We start from the raw sequence: 13,791 nt of genomic DNA, 5'->3' as shown, positions 1-13,791 counted from the left end.
TCAACTACAAAATGAGGTGTACTATGTCAGAATCTTTGCTACGCACGGAAACCTTGAACAGGCTTCGCAATGTAAGAGGCCATATTGCCGGAATTGAGAAAATGGTTGACGAACAACAAGACTGTGGCAATATCCTGATTCAGTTATCCGCCGTCCGCTCTTCCATTGAAAAGATCGGTCTTACACTGCTTGAAAACAGTGCAATGGACTTTGTACGCAGCAGTAACAGCTCGACACCGGATGACCAGAAAAACTTAGAGCAGGTTATTAGGCAAATGCTGACCTTTCTCAAACGATAACAGCCACCCGCATTGCTGGGTGGCTGTTATTATTACGGCCTATAGGCCTTTCATTATCTCTTCTAACTCATTCATCGTCACCGGCCCTGATTTGCGGAACTTAATTATCCCTTCTTTATCAATAACAATCGTTGTCGGTATCGCACTAATACGGAAGTTTTTTGCAACCGTACCATCACTGTCTAAAAGTACAGTCATTGTATACTTGCTTTGTTTTAAGAACTCACTGACTTTATCACTGTGCTCTTGTATATTAATTGCATAGAAGTCCACTGACCGACGATATTTTTGGGCAAAACGGTCTAATTCCGGCATTTCCTCCCGGCATGGGGGGCACCAAGTAGCCCAGAAATTAATGATTGTCACTTTGCCCGTTTGACCGACTATAATTTGTTGACCTTCCAAGTTAGCAAGTGTAAACCCGGCAAATCCCTTTCCTTGCGTTACACCTAGCTCAGCAGGAGCCTGAACTTGTCTTGTTGCCTTACCAGTATGAACAGCTATATACCATAAGCCTGTAACAGCCAAAATAACACACATTGCAATAAGCAAAAATCGTTTTCGCACGATAATCCCTCCAAAATACTCTATTCTCCGATTTTATTCGATACCCTTACGTAAAATTCCTATACAATTAAATTTACCAGCAGCCCATCCTTTGGTAAACTATAACTAATCAGTTAATTAACAGGAGGTTTCTATGCACCAGTATCTCTTCTTTATCGGCGATTTCCCTATCAGAGCATATGGGCTGATTCTCAGCCTAGCGATTATACTTGCCACCGGAACTGCCTATTTTTTTGCAAAGCAGGATGGGAGATGGCATCAACATGTTCCCGATATGGGGATTTATTGCGGGTTAGGCGGCATTGTAGGCGCCCGCTTGTGGGATGTATTCTTTTTTGACTGGCACTATTACCAAGATCATCTATTGGAGATTCCTTTTGTCTGGCAGGGTGGTATGGCTATTCAAGGCGGAGTACTGCTAGGAACATTAGTCGGTTACCTCTATACTAAGCGACATGGTATAGATACATGGGCTTTTGCCGATATTGTAGCTGCTCCAGCAGTTATCATGGGACAAGCAATCGGTCGTATGGCTAATCTTATGAATGGGGATGCATTTGGGCACCCTACAGGCAGTAACTTCGGTATTTTATATCCCTCTACGACATTAGCCTATCAGACTTACGGCAGCCAGCCTCTGTGGCCGGCAGAAATTTGGGAAGGTCAAATCGACATTATCATTTTTGTCCTCTTACTCTTATTCCGCACAACAAATCACGCTAAAGGACAGGTATTTATCCTTTATGCCGTGTTATACTCGACAGCCCGATTCTTTCTTGAATACCTGCGGGGCGATTATAATACGCTGCTGTGGGGACTGAAATCAGCTCAGTTAACCAGTCTGTCGGTAGTTATTGTGGGGATGGCATTATTTTTCTGGGTCGGCAGAAAAAAAAGCCATTTGCCCCAAAAAAGCAAATAGCTCATGCAGATTGTTCGATTGTCAATGCTCCGCTTGCAAACAGTTGGTTGAATGCCTCGACTACATCGGCATCAAACTGCGTTCCTGCACATCGTTTAACTTCATTTACTGCTTCCGCCGGGGAAACACAAACCTTGTATAGACGCTGGCTGGTCATAGCATCATATGAATCTGCGACTGCAACGATCCGGGCTTCCATGGGAATTTCTTCACCTTGCAGTCCGTCGGGGTATCCTCTGCCATCCATTCGTTCATGATGAGAACGAACAATTGTAGCAACAGGATGCAGAATACGAACTTTGCGAACAATATTATAGCCAATCATCGAGTGCATCTTGATGGCAGCATATTCTTCATCTGTCAGTCTGCCGGGTTTACAAAGAACTGCGTCAGGAACACCAATTTTCCCCACATCATGCAGATGAGCGCCAATGTGCAAAATGGATTGCTGCTCACGTGTCATTCCCATTGTTCTGGCTATAGCTATTGCTAAGTGCGCTACCCGCTCCGAGTGTCCGTGTGTATAGGGATCTTTAGCATCTACTGCCGTAGACAGAGCATCTACAATTTCGTGTAAATCATCAACAGTAAAAGCTTGTATATTCATAAAAAACCACCCTTGCCGATCGGTCTATTGATACTAATTATCATTAGCTATTATAATCCAATTTCCGTTTATTGCCAATACTTACCTGAAGAAAATATCCATATATAAAGAAGAGCCGGCCCTAGGCCGGCTCTTCTATGGTTGATCGGATGGCAAAGATCGATGTGCTAAGCCTACCGCCACTTCGTTAAGATTCAGGACTCCAACACCAAAATAAATAGCCACACACAAATGTTCCTCATAACGGGCAATGCCGATTTTTCCGCCCACATTCAGGCCGATAGCTCTTGAGGCAATTTGTTCGAGAGCTGCCCTTGTAGCACCGGCAACCGCCCCCTCACCTACGTGATTGGCAGCTACAACACCCTGACGCTGTGCAGCTACGACAGCCCTTTCAATGATTTTCTTTACAGAGGGAACAAACTCTCCGCCAAAGTCAACAGCCACCGACAGTATATTTCGCTTTTGCAATCCCTGCCGGGTATCTTGTTCATCTTGCCGAGTTTCACTAAGCGCCATGCGGAGTGCAGCCCGTCCTATATCAATACTGGTAATTTCGTTCATCAAAACGCATCCTTACAATTTATTTTGTCTGAAAGCAGTATACACAATTTTATGGTAGCAGTCAGGATATTCCCTGTCAATATCTCTGACACATAGTGCATATAAGTAAAACAACCGGCTCGCTTAAGCGAACCGGTTGTTTTACTTATTTTTCACCATCCCGAAAAGCAGGAGCACCTTCTGTGTTTGCGGGAACACTTTGCGCTCGGACTTTCAGCCAATGGCCTACGCCAACCACAGATGCCGTCAATGCAAGTTCAAGCAATAGCGCATAGGGTTCAAGAATCGGCCCCATAGCAGCATCTGCTACCATCATTTTGGCTGCTGTCCAGCCTAAAATAGCCGCTCCAATATAAATTATAATTGGATACCGATCCATAAGAGACATCAACATCTGACTGCCAAAAATAACTAGCGGAACACTCATTGCCAGCCCGGCGATAAGTAACAGCATATTGCCGTTAGCAACTCCGGCGATAGCCAGGACATTATCAAGACTCATAATAAGATCGGCAAATAAAATTACTTTTATTGCTTCGGAAAAGCTTGCTGCTTCTTTACAAGCTACATCATGTTGTTTGTCATCACCTAGTAAGCTTACAGCAATCCATAATAAAGCTAAACCACCGGCAAATTGTACATAAGGAATTTGTAGCAAGAGAGCTGCGATCATAGTTAAAACAATCCGCAATACCACTGCTCCCGCACTTCCCCATAAGACAGCCTTTTTGCGCTGTTCGGGGGGTAAGTTTCTACTAGCCAGAGCTATGATGACCGCATTATCGCCGCTTAGTATTAGATTGATGAATGTAATACTGCCTAACGCTGCCAATAGTTCCATCGAAATAACCCCTTTCACCATATTTTTATAGCAAAACAATAAAAAGGCCTTACAAACGTCGTAAGGCCTTTTCTCTCCACGAAAATAAGACCTTAGTATGTATATGGCCATACTAAAGGTCTCGCTGTTGGATATTCCAACGGTACAGCCATGCGTTAGCAGTGGTGTTGACTATACCTAATAGCTACTCCCCTTTAGATATTGAATTATTACCATCATATTACACTCGCTCATATCAGTCAATACTATTCTCGTTTCATTCTATGGTATTTTCCCCATCGTAAAAAGACAAATCATTGACGTGTCCACAAAGAGTATACTATAATCATATTTAGAAATAAATAGTGTGCCAGATAGAGGCGCGAATACTCATGATTATCTACGATAAGCTTTGCCAATGCGATGAATTGTAGGGAAAGGGATATTCGCCGAAGCGCGGGTTGAGGCAATCACTTGCTGCTGGGCTTGTACTGAATAAGTGCAAGACTGTCACCTAAAATGTTTTTAGGTGGAGGACTATCTCATTAGCGCTAAGATATCTATCTTAAGCAGCGTGAGATTGTTCACGCTGCTTTTTTACGCAAATAAATAGGAGGTTAAATCATGTCAAAAGCAAGTGTTGATCTAGAACAACTCTGCCCGGAGAAGCAAGGGCTAAAACGTGATATGCTCCCCCGCCATTTAATGATGATTTCTATTGGGGGGACCATTGGCACCGGACTATTTATGGGTTCAGGCCAAACAATCCATCAGGCAGGGCCTTTTGGCGCCATCCTCGCTTATCTTGCCGGCGGCCTTGTTATGTACCTGGTATTGCTTTGCTTAATGGAGCTAACGGTAGCAATGCCTGTTTCTGGTTCATTCCAAAGCTATGCGTCCCGGTTTATTTCCCCTGGCGCAGGTTTTACTACCGGCTGGTTATATTGGATAAACTGGGCAATTTGTATTGCTGCAGATTTCACAGCAGCCGGAATTATTATGCATCACTGGTTTGCTCAGGTTCCTGTTTGGATATGGTGTGCAGTCTTTGCTGTAGCTTTGGCCCTGCTAAATCTCATTTCCGTAAAAGCCTATGGTGAAACAGAGTTTTGGTTTGCCAGCATTAAGGTTGCTGCTATCGTTGGCTTTATTATTGCCGGTGCCGGCCTGATTTTTGGCTTCTCCGGTAATGAAGGAGCTGTCGGTTTCTCAAACTACAATACGGGCAGCGGCTTATTTCCCAATGGGTTTAGTGCCGTATTTTTAACTATGATTGCTGTAGTCTACTCCTTCCAAGGGGCAGAGCTTGTCGGAATTGCCGCAGGTGAGTGTCAAAATCCTGAAAAACACGTGCCTAAAGTTATTCGCGGTATCGGACTACGAATTATTATATTTTATGTATTAGCTATTATTATTCTAGCAGCTACCATCCCGATGGAAGAAGCCGGAGTACTGGAGAGTCCCTTTGCCCATGTCTTCGGACGTCTGGGAATTCCTTTTGCCAAAGATGTTATGAGCTTTGTTGTGTTAACCTCTGCTTTATCTGCCGGCAACTCGGCACTCTATGCTTGCTCCCGCCTGCTGTGGTCCATGTCTAAAGATGGTCATGCACCCTCCTGGCTGGGCAACCTCAATAAGAACGGTGTTCCGTATGGCGGCGTACTAATTACCTTATTGCTAGCCTGTCTATCCCTTCTGACTGAAACGTATGCAGCTGATACTGTCTACATATGGCTCATGTCAAGTACAGGTCTGACAGGGTGTCTGATTTGGATGATTATTGCCTGGTGCCAGTTGAATTTCCGCCGTAAATATGTACAGTTGGGTGGCCAATTAAAAAACTTGGCAGTTCGGACTCCCTTATACCCTCTAGTACCAATATTGGCCTTTCTCCTTAATGCCGGAATTATTGCCAGTCTTTACTTTGATGAGTCCCAGCAAATTGTCCTTTATACCGGAGTCCCGGTAGTTTTCGCAATTTATCTATTCTATCTGCTGTTTTTAAATAAAAAAGATTCTTCTGACTTACAGAGCAAGTCACGCCAGCAATAAAAGATAAATCCCCATCCCATTACCAACGGGATGGGGATTTATCTTTTTATCAGGGTCCTCCGGATAATCGCATTAAGTTTTCATCAATGTCAGGATCAACCCCTCCAGAGGCTTCCGTAATGCCTCCAACATGATCGGCACTTTGCCGAATCAGCTGCTTTTCCTCCTCTACTTCGATGCTATACTGTTTTTTATCCAAAGTCTCACCTCCTATAACCCTATTATTCCTCACTAATCATCCCCTTAACCTTGTACCTTATTAGCGTAAAAACGATAAAAATAGGGTGCTAGCATCCATAACTTACCGTAGACGTTCTACCATTCTTTCATGCTATAATGTTATGTAAACTTCTTGGAAACAAGCATGTAGGGAAGTGAATGGATGGATGCATTAACACATGGTGTAGTAGGGATTGCTCTTGCCGGTCTTTCTGGCCAGCCCCTTGCAATTGACAACCCGATTTATATTGCAGCGTTCCTAGGCTCTCAAGCACCAGACTTTGATTTCCTTGCGATAATTCGCGGCGAAATGAGTTATCTAAAGCAGCACCGGGCAGCCTCGCATTCCTTGCCTGGCATTGTGGGCTGGGCAGCTTTAATTGCTATGGGCGTTTTTATCTGTTCTCCCGAATCTTCTTTTTTCTCGTTATTTTTATGGGCATTTGCCGGTGGATTATCCCACATAGCATTGGATTTTTTCAACACCCATGGTGCTGCTTTGTTGTGGCCGCTGCGTAAAGAAAGACTGAGCTGTAATTTATTAAATGTATTTGACCCTCTGTTATTAATTGTTTTATTGTTGCCCTATATGTCGGGCTTACCAATGCAACAAATCTCCTTAATCAGTTTTAGCTGTATATTCTCGTATATTGGATTACGCTTATTATTTAGAGTACGAGCCACGCATTGGCTCAAACAGCACATTATCGGCTTTAATCTGAAGCGTATCCTGGTAATGCCCTCACTAGCGAGGATTTTCTACTGGGACTTTGTCCTTGAAACAGATGAGGGATACTTGGTTGGAGAAATAGGTGCTTTTCATTTTCATCTTAGCATTAAAGCCAATTTGCCCAAACAACAACACTCAACAATTATGGTTAAAGCTCAGAAAACAAATCTGGCTGAATTTTTTTTGTTGTTTACCCCTTTTAGTTATTTTTCGGAAGACAGCCAAGAAGGCAGTTTGAATGTTCGAATCTATGATTTGCGTTACTTTCAAAATCATCGTTTTCTACACAGTGGTACTATCATTTTTAATGATGAAAACATTCCAGCTGAAAGCTATCTGCACTCTTACGGGCGAAAATTAAAATTTCCTTCTTAAACAATCAGCAGTTAGGTATCCTAACTGCTGATTGTTTGTATAGAAGGAGTCAGTCTCCAGCATTTACTAGCTCTACTCTCAAAGGTACTTTTTATTCAATAGCGAATACTTTTACGATCAAAATTTATGTAAACGAGGAAATTACCATGCAGCAGATTCTAAAAATTTTGCGCGTATTGCTTCCCTGCTTCGTAATAGTGTGTACTACTGTCTATGCTACAGCAGCAGAGTTTTCAATGGGTCTCTGGCCCGCTGAGGGCTATACAAAATGGCGCATTGGATTCCCGACTACCGACACAACTTCATTAAGCCAGGGAAACGGAGCTTCTGAACTTTTTTATCCCCAGTCAGGTACTTACATAACAGCCCGTTATCAATCAACACCGACTAGCCGTGGCTATTTTACGGCAGATGGTGGTTTTATGAAGACCATAACGCCTGCAACAGGCAGTGATTCGGATTGGAATTATGCAAACAATAGTCAATATTGGTATTTCGGAACCTTCAAAACTTCAGGCTCCAGCAGTTATCTTCAACTAAACTGGCACCGGCCGGTTCATGCGAATACGGTTGTCTTTTACGGTTACAGTTACCGGAATAATTCTTTTCACATGTCTGATGGACTTTATACAATAAATAATTATCAACATGTCCAGACTGCGCTTCCCCTGTTAAATTCGACTTATACTATAAGCTATCAGGGACCGCATATTGGAGCATTAACTTCAAAAAAACTCAGCACTTCCTTATCAGCGCTTGGATCACTGACCTACACGCCGTTGGCGTTAGTTCAAGGTCATGGATGGTGGAATTTACGGGAGTTGGATTTTTCACATATAGGGCCAGGACAAATGTGGGATGCCCAGCTTGCCCTGCAGTATAAACTGCCCAAAACAAACGGTGCTATCACGCTTGGGTATCGCTACCAATGGCTTAATATTTACACCGGTTCAGAGAATACCAGTGACTCTATCTCCTGGGATAAGGCCGTTACCGTACAAAAAGGACTCTTTATTTCAGGACAACTTCTTTTTTAATATTTAACATGCTCTAACGCTGTCTACCTGCGGCAGATTTATGTATCATCTTACCAGCAGCAATTACGAATAACGCCAAGCTGACTGGAATAAGCCAATGAGCCCAGGGATAGGAAAATAGTAATTCTTCGATTTTTTTGTCTCCTACTATCATTTCCCCTGCTGTCCAACCTAAAAATGCAGCTCCAAGAGTTATCACTATAGGCCATTTTTCCATCAATGACATAATCAGTCTGCTTCCCCAAAGAATGATTGGAATGCTTATTGCCAATCCAATAATCAATAATCCCATATGACCTTTTGCAACACCGGCAATGGCAATGACATTATCCAAGCTCATTACCAAATCTGCTACCAGAATCGTTTTAACTGCATCCCAGATCGTACTGGCAGCTTTGATTTCTTCGTGGCTTTCATGCTCACCACGCATGAGTTTGACTGCGACCCATAATAATAATAGCCCCCCGGCGAATTGCAGATATGGAATCTGGAGCAGAATGATTGCAAAGACAGTCAAAATGATTCGCAGACCAACTGCCCCGGCGCCACCCCAAAATATCGCTTTCTTTTGCTGTTCTTTGGGCAGTGCCCGGCTAGCCAATGCAATCACTAGGGCATTATCGCCACTTAATAGCAAATTAATCATAATAATACTAAACAGGGGAACAAGAATCTCCATATCGTACACCCCGCTTCTTTGAACTGTGCCAGCGTCATACTAGAACAGCCTCAAACCTGAAAGCAACAGCCCCCCGAAGCTTGCGTATTAGCGCTTTGAGGGGCCAACTGTTTACATGGTAAGAGCCCGCTTGGCCGACTAATGCCGAACACCAGTGATATCCGGCACCAATCTGGGCTCAACCATTACAGACCCATTACACTTGTAGTATTTACTATTACATTCGTTTCATTCCTTGAATAAATTGTTAATTATATAGAGTCTCTTGCTTTTTATTAATAGTTTATTAACTCTTTGATTTTTCTTTGAAATATTAAATGAAAATCAAAGAATAAAGCGTTAAAATGATAATAGCGAAAATCCATGGACGGATAAATTAATGACAAGGCAGTTACACATAATGGGGACTTAATGAGATTATTAGTAGTAGAAGATGAACAAAAGATCGTCGATGCATTATCTTATTTGTTGAAAAAAAACGGTTATGTAGTAGATATTGCACTGGATGGTGAAACCGGCCTGGAAATGGCTTCCACCGGAGTATATGATACCATCGTTCTTGACCGCATGCTGCCACGGCGCGATGGAATCAGTTTCGTAAAAGAACTACGCAGCGCAGGCTTCGATGTGCCGGTACTTTTCTTAACAGCAAAGGATGCCCCTAAAGATCGTGTAGCAGGTCTTGATGCCGGTGCTGATGATTATTTGGTTAAGCCTTTCTATACGGAAGAATTGCTTGCCAGAATCCGCTCGCTTACCAGACGTAAAAGCAAAAATTATGTTGGAGATACGATCTCAGCAGGAGGTTTAACGTTAAATCCTCTTGGAGGACAAGTGACTAAAGGTAGTGAAAACATTCAACTTACTGTAAAAGAATCGTTATTATTGGAAGTATTAATGCACAATTTTGGTCAAGTCATGACTAAAGAACGAATTATGGAAAAAGTATGGGGCTATAATTCGGAAACTGATATAGCAAATGTGGACCTCTACATTTATTATTTGCGAAGAAAACTGAATATATCTAACATAAAAACCGTGCGAGGCGTGGGATACTTTTTGCAGGGAGAACATGATGTTTTATAAATTGAGACTAAAGCTTACATTAATCAATGTCTCTATTATTTTGCTGCTATTTCTCTTACTTACAGCAGGTACTTACTATTACTCGCGCGGGGAGATTGTCCGTCGATCAGAAGCAATATCTAATAGGCTTTTAGCAAACATACAGACAGGTATCATTCATGATCTTCCGCTGCGCAACGGACCTCCTGTCCCCCCTATGCTTACTGGCCCATCATCGCCTCGCAGGGATATCCCCCCTGATGTCCCGCCTGGACCTAATTTCTTTTTTGTGAAGACTACTTCTTCCGGTGAAATCCTATTTCATTCTTCCAATCTGCCGCTGATAGCCGCTGAGCTTACCTTACTTGTCAAAGATGCACTTCGTGAAAACAAGCTCCAGGGAACCGTCTATATTGGCAAAAGTGAATATCCCTATCAAAGAGCTTTATTAGAACAGGAAGCAGGGTTCATTATCTTATTCCAGGATTTTACGCGGGAGAATGATCTCCTGCGCATTCAGCTCACTGCACTGACCTTTACTGGTCTCATCTGTCTTATCTTATCTTTTTTCGGCAGTTTTTTCATGGCACACCGTGCTATGATTCCTATACAAACAGCCTGGCGTCAACAAAAAGATTTTTTATCTGATGCTTCCCATGAACTACGCACTCCCTTAACCGTTATTCAGACCAATCTCGATGTGGTGATGACAAATCATACGGAAACAGTAGCAAGTCAAACAAAATGGCTCAACAACATTCAGGAAGAATCAGTAAACATGACTAAAATAGTTGATTCCCTGCTTTTTCTGGCAAGAGCTGATTCTAATCAGCAACTTCTTGATATGCAATTATTCTCCCTTAATCACGCGCTTGTACAAGCTGCCACCCCCTTTGAGCCACTTGCTGCTGCTAAGGATATAACAATTGAGTTGTCTGCCAAAACTGCACTGACAAGCTATGGCGATGAAATGCGCATCAAACAGGTTATTTGTATCCTTATCGACAATGCAATTCGCCATACCTCTTCGGGTGGAAAAATTTCCATTCAACTATCCCAGGTGAATAAGGAAACCCTCTTAACCGTTACCGACTCAGGTGAAGGCATTGAAGCAAAACATATCGATAAAATTTTTGATCGCTTTTACCAGGTTGATACTTCCCGGTCTAAAGGAGGATCTGGCCTGGGATTAGCCATTGCAAAATTAATTATTGAGAATCACCATGGCTATATCCAGGTAAGCAGCTGCCCCGGAGCAGGTACCATCTTTATTATTCACTTACCTTAATTGCAATAACAAAAGCCGCTGCTACCTGCAGCGGCTTTTGTATTACACTTCTATATCCACACTTTGCCGAAGCACTTGCTGTTTACTAGCTGAGCTTTGCACAGCTGCAGCAGTTGCACCATTGCTCTGCTGACTGCCCACAGCAGAAGTCTCTGATTTCTGTTGGAGCTGCTGAATTTGCGTATCAATCGTTTGCATTTGTTTTTGCAGCACTTGTATCTTTTTCTGTTTTTCTTCCGCCTTAGTCTCTTTATCTTGATTAATGTCGTTAATTTCTTTTTGCAATTGCTGTTTTTGCTTTTCTAATGCTTTTATTTGGCTTTGATTACTTTGACTTACCTGTCCTGTACTAGCCTGTCCCGCAGAAACCGCAGATATTGCCATACCAATCCCTTCCTTTTCGTTTACTATTCGTAACTACTTAATTATAAGAAGTATAAACCATTATTCTTTGGTTTACATTTGAAAAACGTCCGTACTTAGTTTTCTCCCGTTTTCCCAGTCAGCGTAGCATCAAATATTGCAAGTAAGTCACCAAGAAACCGATCGGCAAAGCGCAGCTCTTCTTTACTATAATTAGCGAAACAAGCACTGAATTGTCCCGCCGCCCGTTGATGCAGCACATCATGAATGTGGAAAATTTTCCTGCCTAGAGTTGTTAAGCTGAAGTAAGTTTCTTTTTGATTATTTGGCAGTCGCCGTGCCTCAATCATATTCTTTTGAATAAGCTTTGTTGTTATTTTAGAAATACCACCCTTGGTTATCATTAATTTTTTAGCAATCGCGGTTGTGTTCATTGCCTCATTTCGTTCAACGCAGTCTATCACATGAAGCTCGGCTAATGATAAACTCATATTCCGGATTTCAGCATCCTCTTGCTCATTCAAAACCGCCTGTAATATCTTCTTTTCGTATTCTTCCGTATTGCTCAAATTATAGGCCAGCGCTTCAATCCCATGTATCAGGTTTTCTACCGTTACGTCCTTATGTTTCACAATACCAACCAACTTTTCCTATATTTTTATATGCTTTTATTATACAAGATTTCTTAAAAAAATAACATTTGACAGCGAATTCATTTCCTTGCTATAATAACATTGTTTCCGAGGAAACAATATATAAAAAGGCGGTGTAGTCTATCATGAAAATTGATTTATCTGTTGTCATTACAGAAGAAATTCTCGAAAGTATATTGAAGCGGGGATCGAATAAGCAAATACCACCAGTTGCTCAGTTTGGTCATATCGGAACCCATTTTGATATCATGGATAAAACCTTCCATTTAGACAATACCGAAAGAACAGGAAAACTATTTGATGTCAGTTATCTTAAAAACAGAGCTGTTGAAATAAATGATATTGATGCCACAAGGATTCATGAGCTTGACTTTGTCATGTTTTATACAGGCTGCCTAAAAGAACGAGGCTATGGCAAGCCAGACTATTTTGTCAACCATCCGGAGCTTTCGGAAGAGTTAATTGCCTTCCTCGTCGGCAAAAAAGTAAGCCTTATTGGTATTGATGCTCCAGGTATCCGGAAACCTGCCGAACATCCCAAGGCTGATCAATATTGTGCTGATCATGGAATTTTTGTCATTGAAAACCTGGCAAACCTGGATGTACTTGCAGAAAAGGCAAGCAGCACCGACTTTCTGGTTCACACCTATCCGGTAAATTATGAAGGCTTAAGCGGCTTGCCTTGCAGAATAATTGCTGAGATATAGCGAAAATAATAATAAACCTATTAGCAGCCAAGGCTCCTAATAGGTTTATTATTATTTTCCGTGGAAAACCTCTGTCAAAGACGGCGTATACAAGATCAATACGCTAGTATTGATCCACTGGGAACAAAAAAATATTTACGTAGCATCAAATCACAATATTGGGTAAAACTAAAAAAAAACTAAGGGGGTTAATCCATGTCCTTACAATTTACCGAAAAAGAGATTCAATTATTACAGGATCAACAATCTCACGAGAAAGTATGTATCGAAAAATATCAGAAATATGCTTCTCAAGCTAGTGATCCGCAGTTAAAACAGCTATTTCAGTCTTATGCACAACAGGAGCAACAGCATCTAAATACAATAAATTCAATCCTAAGCGGGCAAGTCCCAACAATGAATCAAAATCAGCAGCAACAACAATCAAGCCAATCCCAATCTGGCCAGGCAACGAATCAAACTGCATCATCTTCCGCTAGCGCTAACCCTGCTGATACCATGCTTTGCAAAGATATGCTGATGACAGAGAAGTATGTTTCAGGTGCCTATGATACGGCGATCTTCGAATTCACAGACACCAATATACGGCAAGCTTTAAATCATATACAAAAAGAAGAACAGAAACACGGTGAAGGACTATTTAATTACATGAGCAGTAATGGTATGTATAACGTTCAATAGTTAGTATATTAAAGCAAAAAACCTTTGCAGAATAACTGCAAAGGTTTTTTTGGTGGAGATAAGCAGGATCGAACTGCTGACCTCTTGAATGCCATTCAAGCGCTCTCCCAGCTGAGCTATACCCCCACGACCTGTTGACATAGATTATTATAAGACATAAAAA

Annotated in this window: 17 protein-coding genes, 1 tRNA gene and 1 riboswitch; of the genes, 9 read left to right on the top strand and 9 right to left on the bottom strand. The window is 41.9% G+C overall.

Going from position 1 to position 13,791, the window contains the following annotated elements; all coding sequences use genetic code 11:
* Positions 1–23: 23 nt before the first annotated feature.
* Positions 24–299 (top strand): metal-sensitive transcriptional regulator, encoded by a 276-nt coding sequence (locus RTR76_RS03195; protein ID WP_312516627.1) that lies wholly within the window; start codon positions 24–26, stop codon positions 297–299.
* 39 nt (positions 300–338) lie between these two features.
* Here RTR76_RS03195 and RTR76_RS03190 read toward each other — a convergent pair whose 3' ends face one another.
* Entirely contained in the window at positions 339–866 is a 528-nt protein-coding gene (locus tag RTR76_RS03190; RefSeq protein WP_312516626.1) for a TlpA disulfide reductase family protein, read from the bottom strand.
* Positions 867–999: 133 nt separating this feature from the next.
* Between RTR76_RS03190 and lgt the strand changes: the two genes are divergently transcribed.
* Positions 1,000–1,788: a prolipoprotein diacylglyceryl transferase gene (gene lgt, locus RTR76_RS03185; RefSeq protein WP_312516624.1), complete on the top strand. Its 789-nt coding sequence runs from the start codon at positions 1,000–1,002 to the stop codon at positions 1,786–1,788.
* A gap of 1 nt (position 1,789) precedes the next feature.
* Here the strand turns inward: lgt and RTR76_RS03180 are convergent, their stop codons facing one another.
* From RTR76_RS03180 to RTR76_RS03170, 3 genes are all read right to left on the bottom strand, one after another.
* Positions 1,790–2,395, bottom strand: coding sequence for an HD-GYP domain-containing protein (locus RTR76_RS03180; RefSeq protein WP_312516622.1), 606 nt, complete (start codon positions 2,393–2,395; stop codon positions 1,790–1,792).
* Positions 2,396–2,530: 135 nt separating this feature from the next.
* Entirely contained in the window at positions 2,531–2,959 is a 429-nt protein-coding gene (locus tag RTR76_RS03175) for a HutP family protein (RefSeq protein ID WP_132081091.1), read from the bottom strand.
* Between the two features lie 145 nt (positions 2,960–3,104).
* A complete protein-coding gene (locus RTR76_RS03170) occupies positions 3,105–3,800 on the bottom strand; it encodes a TerC family protein (RefSeq protein WP_312516620.1) in 696 nt (231 codons plus the stop codon).
* Positions 3,801–4,146: 346 nt separating this feature from the next.
* Positions 4,147–4,327: riboswitch (Lysine riboswitch) on the top strand.
* 76 nt (positions 4,328–4,403) lie between these two features.
* Between RTR76_RS03170 and RTR76_RS03165 the strand changes: the two genes are divergently transcribed.
* Positions 4,404–5,831: an amino acid permease gene (locus tag RTR76_RS03165; RefSeq protein ID WP_312516618.1), complete on the top strand. Its 1,428-nt coding sequence runs from the start codon at positions 4,404–4,406 to the stop codon at positions 5,829–5,831.
* 49 nt (positions 5,832–5,880) lie between these two features.
* Here the strand turns inward: RTR76_RS03165 and RTR76_RS03160 are convergent, their stop codons facing one another.
* A complete protein-coding gene (locus tag RTR76_RS03160) occupies positions 5,881–6,030 on the bottom strand; it encodes a hypothetical protein (RefSeq protein ID WP_312516616.1) in 150 nt (49 codons plus the stop codon).
* Positions 6,031–6,213: 183 nt separating this feature from the next.
* Here RTR76_RS03160 and RTR76_RS03155 point away from each other — a divergent pair, with 183 nt between their 5' ends.
* Both RTR76_RS03155 and RTR76_RS03150 read left to right on the top strand, forming a co-directional pair.
* Positions 6,214–7,155, top strand: a complete 942-nt coding sequence (locus RTR76_RS03155; protein WP_312516614.1) for a metal-dependent hydrolase — start codon at positions 6,214–6,216, stop codon at positions 7,153–7,155.
* Positions 7,156–7,301: 146 nt separating this feature from the next.
* A complete protein-coding gene (locus RTR76_RS03150; protein WP_312516612.1) occupies positions 7,302–8,192 on the top strand; it encodes a hypothetical protein in 891 nt (296 codons plus the stop codon).
* A gap of 13 nt (positions 8,193–8,205) precedes the next feature.
* Here RTR76_RS03150 and RTR76_RS03145 read toward each other — a convergent pair whose 3' ends face one another.
* A complete protein-coding gene (locus tag RTR76_RS03145) occupies positions 8,206–8,871 on the bottom strand; it encodes a TerC family protein (RefSeq protein ID WP_312516610.1) in 666 nt (221 codons plus the stop codon).
* A gap of 411 nt (positions 8,872–9,282) precedes the next feature.
* Between RTR76_RS03145 and RTR76_RS03140 the strand changes: the two genes are divergently transcribed.
* Both RTR76_RS03140 and RTR76_RS03135 read left to right on the top strand, forming a co-directional pair.
* Positions 9,283–9,957: a response regulator transcription factor gene (locus RTR76_RS03140; protein WP_312516608.1), complete on the top strand. Its 675-nt coding sequence runs from the start codon at positions 9,283–9,285 to the stop codon at positions 9,955–9,957.
* Positions 9,944–11,224 carry an ATP-binding protein gene (locus RTR76_RS03135; RefSeq protein ID WP_312516606.1) on the top strand — a complete coding sequence of 427 codons (1,281 nt, stop codon included), beginning with the start codon at positions 9,944–9,946 and terminating at the stop codon, positions 11,222–11,224. Before RTR76_RS03140 ends, RTR76_RS03135 begins: the two co-directional genes overlap by 14 nt.
* A gap of 42 nt (positions 11,225–11,266) precedes the next feature.
* On the opposite strand, the gene RTR76_RS03130 is transcribed toward RTR76_RS03135, so the two are convergent.
* Positions 11,267–11,608, bottom strand: a complete 342-nt coding sequence (locus RTR76_RS03130; RefSeq protein WP_312516604.1) for a FlxA-like family protein — start codon at positions 11,606–11,608, stop codon at positions 11,267–11,269.
* 95 nt (positions 11,609–11,703) lie between these two features.
* Positions 11,704–12,219 (bottom strand): MarR family transcriptional regulator, encoded by a 516-nt coding sequence (locus RTR76_RS03125; protein WP_312516602.1) that lies wholly within the window; start codon positions 12,217–12,219, stop codon positions 11,704–11,706.
* 146 nt (positions 12,220–12,365) lie between these two features.
* Here RTR76_RS03125 and RTR76_RS03120 point away from each other — a divergent pair, with 146 nt between their 5' ends.
* Positions 12,366–12,947, top strand: coding sequence for a cyclase family protein (locus RTR76_RS03120; protein WP_312516600.1), 582 nt, complete (start codon positions 12,366–12,368; stop codon positions 12,945–12,947).
* Positions 12,948–13,142: 195 nt separating this feature from the next.
* Entirely contained in the window at positions 13,143–13,628 is a 486-nt protein-coding gene (locus RTR76_RS03115; protein ID WP_312516598.1) for a DUF892 family protein, read from the top strand.
* A 50-nt stretch (positions 13,629–13,678) separates the two neighbouring features.
* Here RTR76_RS03115 and RTR76_RS03110 read toward each other — a convergent pair.
* Positions 13,679–13,754, bottom strand: a tRNA-Ala gene (locus RTR76_RS03110).
* Positions 13,755–13,791 lie beyond the last annotated feature (37 nt).

This window comes from Anaerospora sp. (genome assembly GCF_032013335.1).
GTDB lineage: Bacteria > Bacillota > Negativicutes > Sporomusales > DSM-15969 > Anaerospora.
Note: the sequence above shows the minus strand (reverse complement) of the source record. Positions and strands in the feature narration are given on the sequence as shown.

Bases quoted from the DNA above. Each gene is read 5' to 3' on its own strand.
- RTR76_RS03135 (WP_312516606.1), top strand. From the start codon at position 9,944: ATGATGTTTTATAAATTGAGACTAAAGCTTACATTAATCAATGTCTCT.
- RTR76_RS03175 (WP_132081091.1), bottom strand. From the start codon at position 2,959: ATGAACGAAATTACCAGTATTGATATAGGACGGGCTGCACTCCGCATG.
- lgt (WP_312516624.1), top strand. From the start codon at position 1,000: ATGCACCAGTATCTCTTCTTTATCGGCGATTTCCCTATCAGAGCATAT.
- RTR76_RS03140 (WP_312516608.1), top strand. From the start codon at position 9,283: ATGAGATTATTAGTAGTAGAAGATGAACAAAAGATCGTCGATGCATTA.
- RTR76_RS03180 (WP_312516622.1), bottom strand. From the start codon at position 2,395: ATGAATATACAAGCTTTTACTGTTGATGATTTACACGAAATTGTAGAT.
- RTR76_RS03165 (WP_312516618.1), top strand. From the start codon at position 4,404: ATGTCAAAAGCAAGTGTTGATCTAGAACAACTCTGCCCGGAGAAGCAA.
- RTR76_RS03120 (WP_312516600.1), top strand. From the start codon at position 12,366: ATGAAAATTGATTTATCTGTTGTCATTACAGAAGAAATTCTCGAAAGT.
- RTR76_RS03170 (WP_312516620.1), bottom strand. From the start codon at position 3,800: ATGGAACTATTGGCAGCGTTAGGCAGTATTACATTCATCAATCTAATA.
- RTR76_RS03130 (WP_312516604.1), bottom strand. From the start codon at position 11,608: ATGGCAATATCTGCGGTTTCTGCGGGACAGGCTAGTACAGGACAGGTA.
- RTR76_RS03195 (WP_312516627.1), top strand. From the start codon at position 24: ATGTCAGAATCTTTGCTACGCACGGAAACCTTGAACAGGCTTCGCAAT.
- RTR76_RS03155 (WP_312516614.1), top strand. From the start codon at position 6,214: ATGGATGCATTAACACATGGTGTAGTAGGGATTGCTCTTGCCGGTCTT.
- RTR76_RS03145 (WP_312516610.1), bottom strand. From the start codon at position 8,871: ATGGAGATTCTTGTTCCCCTGTTTAGTATTATTATGATTAATTTGCTA.
- RTR76_RS03150 (WP_312516612.1), top strand. From the start codon at position 7,302: ATGCAGCAGATTCTAAAAATTTTGCGCGTATTGCTTCCCTGCTTCGTA.
- RTR76_RS03115 (WP_312516598.1), top strand. From the start codon at position 13,143: ATGTCCTTACAATTTACCGAAAAAGAGATTCAATTATTACAGGATCAA.